This window comes from Neorhizobium sp. JUb45 (genome assembly GCF_004343585.1).
In the GTDB taxonomy this organism is placed as follows: domain Bacteria; phylum Pseudomonadota; class Alphaproteobacteria; order Rhizobiales; family Rhizobiaceae; genus Neorhizobium.
The window spans coordinates 530,393-545,412 of sequence record NZ_SLYW01000003.1 but is presented as its reverse complement, the minus strand read 5'-3'; the positions used below and the strand labels follow the sequence as shown (position 1 = coordinate 545,412).

Sequence of the window (15,020 nt, the reverse complement as noted above, 5' to 3'; positions counted from 1 at the left end):
CCGCTGCTTTCCACTTATTTGGCGGAAAGCTTCTTGTTCTCTTCCTCGAGATATTTGGTGTTGAGCAGGCGGTTGGCCTTTGCCAGCTCAAGCAGCTTGCCGGAAGCATGCAGTTTTTTCACGGCTTCGTCGAGCGCGGTCTGGGTGTCCTTTTCGCCCTGGCGCAGCCAGATGACGCTGTCGGACGGGATCAGTTCGGTCGGGAAAGGGATGGCGTAATCCTTCCATTCGTCCGCACGGTCTTCCAGCAGCAGGCCAACGGTTGCGCCGACATGCACGGCGGCCACGCAATTGCCGCCCTGAAGGGCCAGCAGCGATTCCGGCTGGCTCGGCAGACCCTTTACGATCGCGCCATATTCTTCGGCGAGCGGCTGTGCGTAGTTGGAGCCCTGCGAAATGCAGACCGGCTTGCCCTTGAGGTCGGCCCAGTCCTTCAGACCGCTATCCTTGCGCACCACGGCTGCACCACCGGCACGGTCGTAAGGCGTCGGAACATGGTCCAGAACCTTGGCGCGCTCTTCCGTATACTGCATGTTGGCGATCAGAACATCGACCTTGCCCTGCTGCAGGAACTGCACGCGGTTCGGCGGGGTAACGGTCACGGTTTCCAGTTCGACACCGAGATCGGCGGCCAGCGCCTTGGCGATATCGATATTGTAGCCCTTCTGATCCTGCGATTTCGGATCGATGAAGCCGAATGGCGCGCCGGACAGGATCACGCCCACCGTCAGCTTGCCGCGACCCTTGATACGGTCCAGCGTGGCATCGGCCGAAGCCTGTGTGGCGGCGAGCGTCGCGACCGAGAGGGCAAGTCCGAAAACGGTTTTGGTGATGGTCTTGGCAAACATCAAATGGCTCCTTGTGTGGGCGTGACACTAGGGGAGGTGTCAAGGACTCACGAGCAAAACCATGCTTTCTTTGGGTTCCGCATGAGACTAGTGTTTTGTCAAATTGGTCAGAATTAGAAAAAATCAATTCTGCATCGACATTCCAGTGGTGCCGCCGTCCTCTGTTTGCAACCGTCGATATTGCAAACAAAACGCCCGGCATTCGATGCCGGGCGTGATGTCGTCTGAGTGGTTTTTCCGCGTTTTTCTCTCAGTGCATCAGCAGGCGCGGCAGCCACATCGAGAACATCGGCACATAGGTGACCAATGCCATGGCGAGGAACAGCGCACTGTAGAAGGGCAGGATCGATTTCATCACCTCGCCCACTGAGATTTCGCCAATCGCGCAGCCGATGAACTGCGTGGTGCCGACCGGCGGGGTGTTGAGGCCGAGCGCGCAGTTCAGCAGCATGACGATACCGAACTGGACCGGGTCCATGCCGTATTGCATGGCGATCGGCAGGAAGATCGGCGTGCAGATCAGGATCGTGCTCGCCATGTCCATGAACGTGCCGAGCAGAAAGAGGATGATGTTGATCATCAGGAAGATGACGATCGGGTTGGTGGAAATATGCGCCAGAAGTTCACCGGTCATGTCGGCCACGCCGTAAAGACCCATGAGATACTGGAACATGGTCGACACGCCGATCAGTAGCAGCACGATGCCGGTCGTCTTCACCGTTTTTGCGGCCGCCTCCAGAAAGGCCTTCCAGGTCATGGTGCGGTAGATGAAGAAGGTCAAAAGCAGCGTATAGATGACGGCGATCGATGCGGATTCGGTGGCGGTAAAGATGCCGGAGATGATGCCGGCGAGGATGATCACTACGATCAGCATGCCGGGAGCCGCGGCCGCAAGCGAGCGGGCGACGATGCGCCAGCCCGGAAACGTGCCGGCCGGATAACCGCGTTTGCGCGCAACATAATAGGCGGCGCCCAGATTGCAGACCATCAGCAGCAGGGCTGGCATGATGCCGGCGGCAATCAGCGCGCCGATCGAAGCCTTGCCGCTGGCGGCCAGCGCATAGATGATCATGTTGTGGCTGGTCGGCATCAGCGCGCCGACAAGCGCCGCGTGGGTGGTGACGTTGACCGCATAGTCGGCGTCATAACCTTCCTTCTTCATCATCGGGATCATCACGGCGCCCATGGCCGACACGTCGGCGACGGGGGAGCCGGCGACACCGCCGAACAGGGTGCAGGCGACGACATTGGACATGCCGAGCCCGCCACGCACATGGCCGACCATGGCCTTTGCCGCATTGACGATCTTGTCGGCGACGCCGCCATGCAGCATCAGTTCACCGGAAAAGATGAAAAAGGGGATGGCGAGGAACGAAAACACGTTCATGCCCGCCATCATCTGCTGGAAGCCGACCGCGATCGGCAGTCCCTCGTAAAGAATGGTGCAGAGCGCCGACAGGCCGATTGCAAACGCAACAGGTATGCCCATTACGAGGAAGGCGACAAAGGTAATGCAGAGAATGGTTAGTGCCATGACGGTACGACCTCCGCGCCACGGAAAATTGCGAAAATATGCTCAACGGAAAACATCAGGATCAGCACGCCGGAGACCGATAGCGGGATGTAACGCACGGCTTCGGTGACATGCAGATTGGGCATCAGGTAGGGCGCAACCGACCAGCCTAGCCGCCAGCCATTATAGGCCATGGCCGCGCCGAACAGGCAGACGGCAGCGTAGATCAGCAGTTCCATGAAGCGCTGCCAGCGATAGGGCAGCAGCACGGTCAGGGATTCCAGCGCGATATGGCCGGCATCACGCACGCCGACGGCGGCACCGATCATGGTGACGTAGAGAATGAGGACGATGGCAAGGTTCTCCGTCCATGCCGGGCTGTCGTTCAGCACGTAACGGCCGAACACTTGGTAGAAAACCACGGCAACAAGGACGAGAAGGCCAGCGATGGCGAGTATCATACCGGTTTTGGCAAGCGGCGCGTTGACACGCGTCAGCCATCCGGTCATGGGCGGCAGATGCACCGCGCCCGGTTCGATTTGAGCGTTCATGACATTCCTCGGAAGAGGAAGCAGCGCCTGTCTTTTTCAGGGGCTGCCTCCGGGTAGGAGCTACTTCGTTTCCTGGATCCGCTTGACGAGATCCTGCAGCTCGGGCGTCTTGGCGAACTGGTCGTAGACAGGCTTCATCGCATCGACGAATTCCTGCTTGTCATTGACCTCGGCGATAATGCTGCCGGCCTTTTCGACGATCTCCTTCGATTTGGCTTCGCGTTCATCCCACAGGCGGCGCTGCTCGACGACCGAATCCTTGGCGGCCTTGCGGATGATCGCCTGATCCTCGTCCGACAGCGTGTCCCAGATCGGCTTGGAGAACAGCAGCAGTTCCGGCACCATGGCGTGTTCTGTGCTGGTGAAATATTTTGCCGCCTCGAAATGGTGCGAGGACTCGTAGGACGGATAATTGTTTTCCGCCGCATCGATGATGCCGGTCTTCAGGCCGGTATAGACTTCGCCCATCGGCATCGGCGTGGCATTGGCGTCAAGCGCCTGCACCATGGCCACGAACATGTCGGACTGCTGTACGCGGATCTTCATGTTCTTCAGGTCGGCCAGCGTCTTGATCGGCTTCTTGGTGTACATCGAGCGCGAGCCGCTGTCGTAGAAGGCAAGGCCGACCATGCCCTGTTTTTCCAGTGCCTTCAGCACTTCCTCGCCGATCGGACCATCGAGTACGGCGCGTTCATGCTCCGTGGAGCGGAAGATGAAGGGCAGCGAGATGACGATGGTTTCCGGCACCATGTTGTTGACCACGGCGGCGCTGATGCGCAGCATGTCCAGCCCGCCGATGCGCAACTGTTCGATCGTGCCGCGTTCATCCCCCAGCGCGCCATTCGGGAACACTTTCACGCCCATCTTGCCGCCGGTGCGCTCAGACAGCAGCTTGCCCATATACATGGCGCCCTGAACGGTCGGATAGTCGTTCGGGTGAATGTCGGCGGAGCGGAAATCGCGCGCCATGGCCGTCGAGCTCATCAGAATGCCGGCGGCACCGGCTGCCAGAAACAGCGAGCGGATAGTCTTCAAACTTACTTTCATTGTATTTCCTCCATTACGATTTAAGTGCGATTTGAAATCTCGTGTCCGGCCTTCCCAGTCGCCGGATTGCATTCTCCCCAGGCAAGGGCGCGCCTTGCGCCCGATCAGCGCCGGTCGGTTGTGCGCGACCGGACGAGCAAACGGGGGCCGGCTTTGGCCAGCAAAACGACGTGGATGTTGAACGGAAAATTCATGTGGACGTCGCTCCTCATTCGACATTCACATGGCTAGGTCCGCGGTTTTTTATCGTCAATGTACAAGACGTCGCATCGGGATCGGCTAATATTGGAAAATATTTCCGTCAGTTTTCGTTGTATGATGGCGTCATCTATAGAAAACATCGGGATGACTGCGATCGATGTGGTGATTTATCGACGCGATTTGACGGTGATATCATCACGGTGATCGGTGTATGGCGAAATTGTCGCAGCGTTATTTAATTAAAAATCAGAATAATACTTGATGAATGCCAATTTATTGCGTTGGAGTGATCTTTTGTGGTGCGCCTGGTCGGCGGTTCAGCAAGGTTCGCGGCATTGGATATCTTGAGGGTCGAAGACACGTCATCGTGCTCTGGTGCTGTATAATTCACGGCCGGCATGGCTTCTATCGGCACGGTGGCGCACTAGCTATAGAATGGCACCGGAACAGGTGCGGACATGCAATCACCAGAGCAGGAGGACATCGGTGTCGGATAACAAGGTGAAGACGAACACATCCGCAGAAGCATCGTTCAGCGCGCCCGAGGATTGGCAGGCGCTGGCGACAAAGGAACTCAAGGCTTCGCCGGAAAAACTCGTCTGGCACACCGCTGAAGGCATCGATATCAAGCCGCTCTACACGGCGGAAGATCTTGAAGGCATAGACCATCTCGATACGCTGCCGGGGATCAAACCCTTCGTGCGCGGGCCGCGCGCCACCATGTATGCCGGCCGTCCGTGGACGATCCGCCAATATGCGGGTTTTTCCACGGCGCAGGAGAGCAACGCTTTTTACCGTCGCAACCTTGCCGCCGGCCAGAAGGGTCTTTCCGTCGCCTTCGACCTTGCCACCCATCGCGGTTATGACAGCGACCATCCGCGCGTCGAAGGTGATGTCGGCAAGGCCGGCGTGGCGATCGACAGCGTCGAGGACATGAAGATCCTGTTCGACGGCATTCCGCTGAAGGACATGTCGGTTTCGATGACCATGAACGGCGCGGTCATCCCGATCCTTGCCTCCTTCATCGTCGCGGGTGAGGAGCAGGGCTGTTCGAAGGCCGAGCTTTCCGGGACCATCCAGAACGACATCCTCAAGGAGTTCATGGTCCGCAACACCTATATCTATCCGCCCGAGCCTTCGATGCGGATCGTTGCGGACATCATCGAATACACGGCGAAGGAAATGCCGCGTTTCAACTCGATCTCGATCTCTGGCTATCACATGCAGGAGGCCGGCGCGACGCTGGTGCAGGAGCTGGCCTTCACGCTGGCCGATGGCCGTGAATATGTGCGCGCAGCCCTGGCCAAGGGCCTGAATGTCGATGATTTTGCCGGACGGCTCTCGTTCTTCTTCGCCATCGGCATGAATTTTTTCATGGAGGCGGCAAAGCTGCGCGCCGCGCGTCTTCTTTGGTCGCGGATCATGGAAGAGTTCGAGCCGAAAAAGCCGGGCTCGCTGATGCTGCGCACCCATTGCCAGACATCCGGTGTCTCGCTGCAGGAGCAGGACCCTTATAATAACGTCATCCGCACCGCTTACGAAGCCCTGTCTGCGGTGCTGGGTGGCACACAATCGCTGCACACCAACGCTCTCGATGAAGCGATGGCGCTGCCGACCGATTTTTCCGCCCGCATCGCCCGCAATACCCAGCTCATCCTCCAGCACGAGACCGGCGTCACCAAGGTGGTTGATCCGCTGGCCGGCTCCTATTACGTCGAGAGCCTGACGAATGAGCTTGCGGAAAAGGCGTGGGCGCTGATCGAAGAGGCCGAAAGCCTCGGCGGCATGACCAAGGCGGTGGCCGATGGCCTGCCGAAACGCCTGATCGAGGAGGCGGCAACGCTGCGTCAGGCCAAGGTCGACCGCGCGGAAGAGATCATCGTCGGCGTCAACAAATACCGGCTGGAAAACGAGGACGATATCGACATCCTTGCCATCGACAACACGACCGTCCGCAATGGCCAGATCAAGCGTCTGGAAGAGGTGCGTCGCCAGCGTGATCCGAAAAAGGTCGAGCAGGCGCTTGCTGCCCTTGCGGAGGTCGCAAAGTCAGGCGAGGGCAACCTGCTTGCATCTGCCGTCGAAGCCGCCCGTGCGCGGGCGACAGTCGGTGAGATTTCCGACGCCATGCGCCAGTCGTTCGGCGATCACTCGGCCATGCCTGAAGTTGTCGGCGATATTTACGGGCCGGCTTATGCCGACGACCCGGAATACAGGATGATTGTCTCGCGCCTTGCCGATTATGGCAAAAGCGCCGGCAAGCCAAAAATCATGGTCGCCAAGCTCGGCCAGGACGGGCACGACCGCGGCGCCAAGGTGATTGCGTCTGCCTTCGGCGATATCGGTTTCGAGGTTCTGGCCGGCCCGCTGTTCCAGACCCCGGAAGAAGCAGCCGACATGGCGATGCGGGAAAAGGTGCAGGTGGTGGGCATGTCGTCGCTTGCCGCTGGTCATAAAACGCTGGCGCCGCAGCTGGTCGAAGCCTTGAAGGCGAAGGGCGCGGAAAACGTCATCGTGGTGGTCGGCGGTGTCATTCCGCGGCAGGATTACGACTATCTGCTGCAAAATGGCGTTGCCGCGGTCTTTGGTCCGGGCACGAACGTGCTGGATGCCGCACGCGCCATTATCGACCTGATGGAAGGCCGGTTGCGCAACCAGTAAGTTTTGGCCGGGCAGGTGCTGACACCTGCCCGGTTATATTTTCGGAGTCAGGTCAGCGAAAAGCTGAAGGCCGGTGCGCCCGCAAGCTCGATATCGAACTGGCCGCCTTCCTTCAGCGGAATTGCGCCGCACAGCGTGCCGGTTGTGATCAAGGTGCCGGCCTTGAGCGATGTTTCCGGTCGATCCGCCAGATTGGCGTAATCGAGAAGCCAGGAGAGTACATCGCCGGTCGCGTGTTTTGCCGGCGCATCGAAGATCGACGCGGAACCCGAGCGGATCGACAGAGCCGGCGTGTTCGAAGCATCGAGAAATTCACGCCCCAGTTCCGGGCCGAGCACATAACCGTCATTGCCGAGACGATCGACCAGATAGAGTGGGAACGACACCTTTCCGGCTTCGAGAAGCACAGTCCACACCATTTCGGCACCGAGGTAAACCGTGCCGATGGCATCGAGAATATCGCTTCGCTGGTATGGCGCGCCGCTGACTGGCAGATCCTTGCCGAGCCGCACTGCGATTTCGATTTCCAGCAGCGTATCGGTCCGCCATGGCAGGTTGGCGCCGGCGCTTTTTTCGATCAGCGGATGAAGGCGGGCGACGACCGGCACGCCGTCCGGCGAACGCGCGACCTTCCACGCCGTCTCTGTCGACCCCTCGAGCGTCAGCCGTCCCTGCAGATCCGTCGCCTGCGACATGTCGGGAAGGTTGGAGAAATGGCTGGTGGCAACCCGTTCGCCGCTTTTGCGCAGCCGTTCGAGTTCGCTGATCACGGCATTTGCGGTGGTTTCGGTCATCTGTTCTTTCGTCATCAAAGCACTCCCATTACGGGCGCCATGATTGCGGAGCTTGCCGCCGAGGTAAAGGCTGTTTGAGCCGGAGGCGGTACGCCCATCAGGCGGCAACGCGCGTATCCGGCGGCACGATCACTTTCCTCCCGATGACGAAAGTGGCGATCGCCAGCGCCGCAACGCCGCCATGCACCCAATAGGCAAGGCTGTAACCGCCAAGGTCGGTCAGCCAGCCGGCAGCGATATTGCTCGTCGAGGCGCCAATCCCCTGAATGGTCATCACCGATGCCAGCCCGACATTAAAACGGCCTGTCCCCGCCATGATGCGTTCAACCGCAAGCGGCGTGGCGATGCCGATCAAACCGGCGCCCACACCGTCGAGCACCTGCACCGGAAAAATCCAGTCGAAACTGGTGAACGTGCCGGCAATCGCGCCCCGGATCGGCAGCGCGGAAAGTGCCACGATAAAGACGAAGGACAGGCCGAAGCGGCGAATGAGAAAGGGCGTCGCCAGCGCCACCGCAATCATGGACAACTGTGCCACGCCGGTGGTGATGGCCGTGGTGCGAAAAGGCGTACCGAGCTGGACGGAAAAATCCTGGGCGATGAGGCGGCTGATCGGTGCATTGCCGAAATGGAAGATCATCAGCGTAATGGCCAGCAGGATGAGGCCGCGGCTGGCAAACACCACCGACAGGCCGGAAGGGCCAGGCGCGCCATCGTCATTTTCAAGACCCCGTGCCGCCTTGTGATCGATCGCATCCGGGTCGATCATGAACACGGCGACCAGCGTCGCCAGCGCGGTCAATATCATCAGGCCGATGATGCCGTTCATGCCGAACATCACGGTGGCCGCATAGATCGCCGCCAGCGAGGCGACATTGCCGGCATGGTTCCAGAACTCGTTGGCGGAGACCTGCCGGGTAAAACGTTTTTCGCCGACCAGCCCGAGCGTCAGGCCCATCAGCGCCGGGCCGATGATGGCACCGACGATGGCTGTCGCCGATTGCCCTCCGAAAACCGAAAGATTGCCGGGTGCCGCCAGCGTCCAGAGGGCCGCAGCGGTGACCAGCACGACGGGGATGACGATCAGCATGCGTTTGTGGCGTGAACTGTCCACCCAGGCGCCGAACAGCGGCGTGGCGATCATGCCCAGCACGCCGCCAAGGGTCGCGACCATGCCGAGCGTCATCGGCGACCAGCCGCGCGTGGCGAGAAATCCATCGAGAAAGGGCCCAAGCCCGTCGCGGGCGTCTGCCAGAAAGAAATTGAGGAAAGCGAGAGCGATGATGGAGCGGCTGGCGGGGCTGGCTGTGGTGGTCATGCCAAGAATTCCGGTGGCGAGGTGCGCTTTAACGGGGCAGGGGGCGTCCGGTTCCGCCGATATTTGCCGGCTTCCGCTTTTATCTGGCTTAAGGCATTCGAGCCGTCTAATTTGCGCTCCGATTCGCTGCCAAGGAAGGCAGCACAACCAAGCGCGCCGAAGGAGAATATTATGACGGACGCAAAGAGCGGCATTACGGGCCTGCGGCCGCATATCTCGGTCGTCGGCGTCGGCGGTGGTGGTGGCAATGCCATCAACAACATGATCAGTGAAAACCTGAGCGGCGTCGAGTTCATCGCCGCCAATACCGATGCGCAGGTTCTGGCAACCTCCAAGGCGTCGCGCCGCATCCAGCTCGGTGCGCAGATCACCGAAGGCCTCGGCGCGGGTTCGCTGCCGGATGTCGGCCGTGCGGCTGCCGAAGAATCGATCGACGAGATCATGGATCATCTCGCAGGCTCGCATATGTGTTTCGTCACCGCCGGCATGGGCGGCGGCACCGGCACGGGTGCAGCCCCGGTCATCGCGCATGCGGCCCGTTCCGCCGGCATTCTGACCGTCGGTGTGGTCACCAAGCCGTTCACCTTCGAAGGCAATCGCCGCATGAAGACGGCGGATGCCGGTATCGAGGCGCTGCGTCAGGCTGCCGATACGGTCATCGTCATTCCCAACCAGAACCTGTTCCGCATCGCCAATGCCAATACCAGCTTTGCCGATGCCTTCATGACCGCAGACCGCGTGCTGTTTTCCGGCGTCGGCTGCATCACCGACCTGATCGTCAAGGAAGGCCTGATCAACCTCGATTTCGCCGATGTGAAATCGGTGATGAAGGGCATGGGCCGTGCGATGATGGGCACGGGCGAAGCATCCGGCGAAGGCCGCGCATTGGCCGCCGCCGAGGCCGCAATCGCCAACCCGCTGCTCGATGATATCTCGATGAAGGGCGCGCGTGGCGTGCTGATCTCGATTTCCGGCGGTTCGGACATGACGCTGTTTGAAGTCGATGAAGCGGCAAGCCGCATTCGCGACGAAGTGCAGGCAGAGGCCGATATCGTCGTCGGCGCAATCTTCGACCGCAATCTTGATGGTCTTTTCCGGGTGTCGGTGGTGGCCACCGGCCTTGAGGGCGGCCTCGCCTGAGACCATCCGTTTCGGTCATGAAAAACGACGGCGGTGCGATAGGATCGTGCCGCCGTTTTTTTGTCATTCGCGTCTCGAAGGACAGTGAGGTTAAGGGAAAAGGAGGGTGTTTTTGCCTGTGTCGTTTACCCTGAGATAGGCATAAAATTCTCAGCCGTGACAAAAAATCCTCAAAACGCTTGAGGTAAATTAAAATTGCAGGTATCCGTTTTCACACAAATCATTTTTCTGAAATTTTTGATGATGGCATGCCTATGAAAAGTTTCCGCGGTTCTTTGTGGGCAACTGTGTTGATCATGTCTGCAGCCATGCTTTCCGGCTGCAACACGACGAAGATCGAAGCCCCCGCCGTCGAGACCAAAAAGGCCGCGCCAACGCCCGCCAAGCAGGTTTATCACTATACCTCCAGGGACCGTGAATGCCTGAAGCGCGCCATGTATTTCGAATCGAAACGCACCAGCCGTAACGGTTTCATGGCAGTCGGCACCGTTGTCATGAACCGGCTGACATCGGGCGCTTATCCGGACACGATCTGTGATGTCGTTGCCCAGAAGAATCAGTTCGCACCGGGCGTGATGACGCGAATCATGGATGAAGCGACGGCACCGGATCTGGAAGGTGCAAGCGAAGCCATCCTGAAGGGCGAACGCCACCCGGATGTGAAGGACGCGATGTTCTTCCACACGAACGGCCTGAAGTTCCCTTACAAGAACATGAGCTATGTTGCTGTCGCCGGCGGTAATGCCTTCTATGAGAAGCGCGGGCGTGACGGCGAATTGCAGACACCTGAGCCGCTGCCGGCCGGAAGCTACATGCTCGCCATGGCGCAGCAGGAGACATCTGCACCGCAACTGGCACTGAATGATCTGACAAAAGGCCCGGCAGCGCCGCAGGTGGGCGCGCAGGAAGACGCGCTGCCGCAGAACACGGCCACTCAGGCGGTTCCCGTTCCGCAGGCGATGGAGGTCAGTTTCGAACCCGCGCCGATGTTGGTGCCCGTGCCGCAGCCAAAGCCGATCGCAGGCAGCCAGCAGGCGGCGCTGGTTCGGCAGTTGATGGCGCAGCGATCCCTCTATCGCTGACCGGCACGTCTGCTCCACACTCGACGGCCGAAAGCCGGCAACGTGGAGTGACCACCTTGCCGGCAAGGCTTAGCCTTTGCTTCGACTTTCTTCAGAAATTCCAGTCTTCGTCCTCGGTGGCCACGGCCTTGCCGATGACATAGGAAGAGCCGGAGCCGGAAAAGAAGTCGTGGTTCTCGTCGGCATTGGGTGACAGGGCCGAGAGGATCGCCGGATTGACCTTGCAGGCGTCGGCCGGGAACAGCGCCTCGTAACCGAGGTTCATCAGCGCCTTGTTGGCATTGTAGTGCAGGAATTTTTTGACGTCCTCGGTCAGGCCGACGTCGTCGTAAAGCGCTTCTGTATATTTCGCTTCATTGTCGTAAAGTTCCAGCAGCAGATCGAAGGCAAAATCCTTGATCTCCTGACGTTTTGCTTCCGGCAGAAGTTCCACGGCGCGCTGGAACTTGTAGCCGATGTAATAACCATGAACCGCCTCGTCGCGGATGATCAGGCGGATCAGGTCGGCGGTATTGGTCAGCCGCGCCCGGCTTGACCAGTACATCGGCAGATAGAAGCCGGAATAGAACAGAAAGCTTTCGAGGAAGACCGAAGCGATCTTCTTTTTCAGCGGATCGCCGCTGTCATACTGCTGCATGATCAGCGCCGATTTGCGCTGCAGAAACTCGTTTTCCTCCGACCAGCGATAGGCGTCGTCGACGTCCGGCGTCGAGCACAGGGTCGAAAAGATCGAGGAATAGGAGCGCGCATGCACGGCCTCCATGAAGGAGACGTTGGAGAGTACCGCCTCTTCGTGCGGGGTCACGGCATCCTCCATCAGGCGTACCGAACCGACGCCATTCTGGATCGTGTCGAGCAGGGTGAGACCGGTGAAGACGCGGATGGTGAGCTGCTGTTCATTGGTCTTGAGTGCTGCCCAGGAGGGGATGTCGTTGGAAAGCGGCACCTTTTCCGGCAGCCAGAAATTGCTGGTCAGCCGGTTCCAGACATCAAGATCCTTATCGTCCTCGATGCGGTTCCAGTTGATGGCGCGAATGGCGGCGGCGGGCTTGACGGCGATGTTCATGGTGGTTGGTCCTTGAAGGAAATGGCTTTGGGTTGCCCCTCATCCGCCTGCCGTATCAAAGCCCCTCACCAACAAAATCTATGACTTAGCTTTGCTAAGATCATGATTTTGTATCCTCTCCCGCAAGGGGAGAGGGAGAGGCTCGAGATCGCGGCTCCGGTCTCTCTCCCCTTGCGGGAGAGAAAGCGATTTCAACATCTTAAGCTTGCTTAAGTGTTAGAAATCGCAAGTGAGGGGCTTTGCTCAGGCAATCACAGCGCACACGATACGCAGCCCTGCACTTCCGTGCCGGTCAGCGCCATCTGGCGAAGGCGGATGTAGTAGATGGTCTTGATGCCCTTCTTCCACGCATAGATCTGCGCGCGGTTGATGTCGCGGGTCGTGGCGGTATCGCGGAAGAACAGCGTCAGCGACAGGCCCTGATCGACATGCTGGGTCGCCGCCGCATATGTGTCGATGATCTTTTCAGGGCCGATCTCGTAGGCATCCTGATAATACTCGACATTGTCATTGGTCATGAAGGCGGCCGGATAATAGACGCGGCCGATCTTGCCCTCCTTGCGGATCTCGATCTTGGAAACGATCGGGTGGATCGAGGAGGTCGAGTGGTTGATGTAGGAGATCGAGCCGGTCGGCGGCACGGCCTGCAGGTTCTGGTTATAAAGCCCGCCTGCCATGACCTCGGCCTTCAACTGCCGCCAATCGTCCTGAGTCGGGATATGAATGCCCGCGGTCTCGAATAGTTCGGCCACGCGCTGTGTCGCCGGTAGCCATTCCTGTTCGGTGTATTTGTCGAAATATTCGCCAGACGCGTATTTCGAGTTTTCGAAACCCTTGAAGCTTCTGCCCTTTTCGACCGCCAGCCGGTTGGAGGCGCGCACGGCGTGATAGGCAACCGTGTAGAAATAGATATTGGTGAAATCGACACCCTCTTCCGAGCCGTAGAAAATCCGCTCGCGGGCGAGATAACCGTGCAGGTTCATCTGGCCGAGGCCGATCGCGTGGCTGTCTTCGTTGCCTTGAGCGATCGAGGGAACCGAGGTGATGTTGCTCATCTCGGACACGGCCGTCAGCGCCCGGATCGAGGTTTCGATCGTCTGGCCGAAATCGGTTGAGTCCATGGCGGCGGCGATGTTGAGCGAGCCGAGATTGCAGGAAATGTCCTTGCCCATCTTCGCGTAGGAGAGGTCGTCGTTGAATTCGCTCGCATCGCTGACCTGCAGGATTTCCGAGCAGAGATTGCTCATGGTGATGCGGCCGGCGATCGGGTTGGCGCGGTTCACCGTGTCCTCGAACATGATGTAGGGATAACCGCTTTCGAACTGGATCTCGGCGATCACCTGGAAGAACTCGCGCGCCTTGATCTTCTTCTTGCGGATACGGCCGTCCTCGACCATTTCCTGATATTTTTCCGTCACCGAGATTTCGGTGAACGGCACGCCATAAACACGCTCCACGTCATGCGGTGAGAAAAGATACATGTCCTCGTTGTTGCGGGCGAGTTCGAAGGTGATGTCGGGAATGACGACGCCGAGCGACAGCGTCTTGATGCGGATCTTTTCATCGGCATTTTCGCGCTTGGTGTCGAGAAAACGCATAATGTCCGGGTGGTGGGCATGCAGGTAAACCGCACCCGCGCCCTGCCGCGCGCCAAGCTGGTTGGCGTAGGAGAACGAGTCTTCCAGCAGTTTCATCACCGGAATGACGCCGGAGGACTGGTTCTCGATCTGCTTGATCGGTGCGCCCATTTCACGAAGATTGGTGAGCGACAGCGCCACACCGCCGCCGCGCTTGGAAAGCTGCAGCGCCGAATTGATCGAGCGGCCGATGCTTTCCATATTGTCCTCGACGCGCAGCAGGAAGCAGGAGACGAGTTCGCCGCGCTGCTTTTTGCCGGCATTGAGGAAGGTCGGCGTCGCCGGCTGGAAGCGGCCGGAAATGATCTCGTCGACGAGATCGCGGGCAAGCTTTTCATCGCCGCGCGCCAGCGCCAGCGCCACCATGCAAACGCGGTCCTCGTAACGCTCGAGATAACGCTTTCCGTCAAAGGTCTTCAGCGTGTAGCTGGTGTAATATTTGAAGGCGCCGAGAAAGGTCGGGAACCGGAATTTCTTGTCATATGCGTGGTCGAACAGGTCGCGCACGAAATTGAACGCATACTGGTCCAGCACCTCCTGCTCGTAATAGCTTTCGGTCACCAGATAATCGAGTTTTTCCCGCAGGTTATGAAAGAACACCGTGTTCTGGTTCACATGCTGGAGGAAATACTGTTTTGCGGCCTGCCGGTCGCGGTCGAGCTGGATCTTTCCCTCACCGTCATAAAGGTTCAGCATGGCGTTGAGGGCGTGGTAATCGAGCGCGGCTTCGGCCGGCTTTACCGCATTCACTGGCTTTTCGAAGTTTGTCGCGTCCAAAATCGTTCCAATCCGTGTCTGACGTTGTCGACATCTTCCTGCGTGCCCAGAAGCTCGAACTTGTAGAGAAAAGGCACCTGGCACTTGGCGGAAATGATGTCCCCGGCGATGCAGTAGGCTGCGCCGAAATTGGTGTTGCCCGCGGCAATCACGCCGCGGATGTTGGATCTGTTGTCCGCATCGTTGAGGAAGCGGATCACCTGTTTGGGAACGGCGCCCTTGTTTTCGCCGCCGCCATAGGTCGGAACGATCAGGACGAACGGGTTGGGCGCGCAAAGCGCCTCATCGCTGCTGATCGGAATGCGCCGAGCGTTCATGCCCAGCTTTTCCACGAAACGGTGGGTGCTTTCCGATTTCGTGGAGAAATAAACGACCTCACCCATCG

12 protein-coding genes are annotated in these 15,020 nt (G+C 59.0%); 3 read left to right on the top strand and 9 right to left on the bottom strand.

The features are described 5' to 3' along the window. Positions 1 to 14 precede the first annotated feature (14 nt). The 4 genes from EDF70_RS15090 to EDF70_RS15075 form a co-directional block, all read right to left on the bottom strand. Entirely contained in the window at positions 15 to 848 is an 834-nt protein-coding gene (locus tag EDF70_RS15090) for a transporter substrate-binding domain-containing protein (protein ID WP_132274914.1), read from the bottom strand. Positions 849 to 1,098: 250 nt separating this feature from the next. Next, entirely contained in the window at positions 1,099 to 2,382 is a 1,284-nt protein-coding gene (locus tag EDF70_RS15085) for a TRAP transporter large permease (protein WP_132274912.1), read from the bottom strand. Then, complete coding sequence (locus tag EDF70_RS15080; RefSeq protein WP_207908259.1) at positions 2,373 to 2,912, bottom strand: TRAP transporter small permease; 540 nt, start codon at positions 2,910 to 2,912, stop codon at positions 2,373 to 2,375. The genes EDF70_RS15085 and EDF70_RS15080 overlap by 10 nt, the downstream gene beginning before the upstream one ends. A 60-nt stretch (positions 2,913 to 2,972) precedes the next feature. After that, the gene (locus EDF70_RS15075; protein ID WP_207908266.1) at positions 2,973 to 3,896 is read right to left on the bottom strand and encodes a TRAP transporter substrate-binding protein; all 924 of its coding nucleotides are present in this window, start codon (positions 3,894 to 3,896) and stop codon (positions 2,973 to 2,975) included. Positions 3,897 to 4,646: 750 nt separating this feature from the next. Here EDF70_RS15075 and scpA point away from each other — a divergent pair. Continuing rightward, positions 4,647 to 6,821 (top strand): methylmalonyl-CoA mutase, encoded by a 2,175-nt coding sequence (gene scpA, locus EDF70_RS15070; protein WP_245519178.1) that lies wholly within the window; start codon positions 4,647 to 4,649, stop codon positions 6,819 to 6,821. Positions 6,822 to 6,868: 47 nt separating this feature from the next. Here scpA and EDF70_RS15065 read toward each other — a convergent pair whose 3' ends face one another. Continuing rightward, complete coding sequence (locus EDF70_RS15065; RefSeq protein ID WP_245519177.1) at positions 6,869 to 7,630, bottom strand: 2-keto-4-pentenoate hydratase; 762 nt, start codon at positions 7,628 to 7,630, stop codon at positions 6,869 to 6,871. Positions 7,631 to 7,712: 82 nt separating this feature from the next. Beyond that, on the bottom strand, positions 7,713 to 8,933 hold the full coding sequence (locus tag EDF70_RS15060) for an MFS transporter (RefSeq protein WP_132274904.1): 1,221 nt from the start codon (positions 8,931 to 8,933) through the stop codon (positions 7,713 to 7,715). A 171-nt stretch (positions 8,934 to 9,104) separates the two neighbouring features. Between EDF70_RS15060 and ftsZ the strand changes: the two genes are divergently transcribed. Both ftsZ and EDF70_RS15050 read left to right on the top strand, forming a co-directional pair. Beyond that, positions 9,105 to 10,073: a cell division protein FtsZ gene (ftsZ, locus tag EDF70_RS15055; protein ID WP_132274901.1), complete on the top strand. Its 969-nt coding sequence runs from the start codon at positions 9,105 to 9,107 to the stop codon at positions 10,071 to 10,073. A 296-nt stretch (positions 10,074 to 10,369) separates the two neighbouring features. After that, positions 10,370 to 11,155 (top strand): cell wall hydrolase, encoded by a 786-nt coding sequence (locus EDF70_RS15050; protein ID WP_245519176.1) that lies wholly within the window; start codon positions 10,370 to 10,372, stop codon positions 11,153 to 11,155. Between the two features lie 91 nt (positions 11,156 to 11,246). Here EDF70_RS15050 and nrdF read toward each other — a convergent pair whose 3' ends face one another. The 3 genes from nrdF to nrdI all read right to left on the bottom strand — a co-directional run bounded on the left by nrdF (position 11,247) and on the right by nrdI (position 15,018). After that, entirely contained in the window at positions 11,247 to 12,221 is a 975-nt protein-coding gene (gene nrdF, locus EDF70_RS15045) for a class 1b ribonucleoside-diphosphate reductase subunit beta (protein ID WP_132274896.1), read from the bottom strand. Positions 12,222 to 12,472: 251 nt separating this feature from the next. Next, a complete protein-coding gene (gene nrdE / locus EDF70_RS15040; RefSeq protein WP_207908258.1) occupies positions 12,473 to 14,635 on the bottom strand; it encodes a class 1b ribonucleoside-diphosphate reductase subunit alpha in 2,163 nt (720 codons plus the stop codon). Then, the gene (nrdI, locus tag EDF70_RS15035) at positions 14,605 to 15,018 is read right to left on the bottom strand and encodes a class Ib ribonucleoside-diphosphate reductase assembly flavoprotein NrdI (protein WP_132274894.1); all 414 of its coding nucleotides are present in this window, start codon (positions 15,016 to 15,018) and stop codon (positions 14,605 to 14,607) included. Before nrdI ends, nrdE begins: the two co-directional genes overlap by 31 nt. Positions 15,019 to 15,020: the final 2 nt, after the last annotated feature.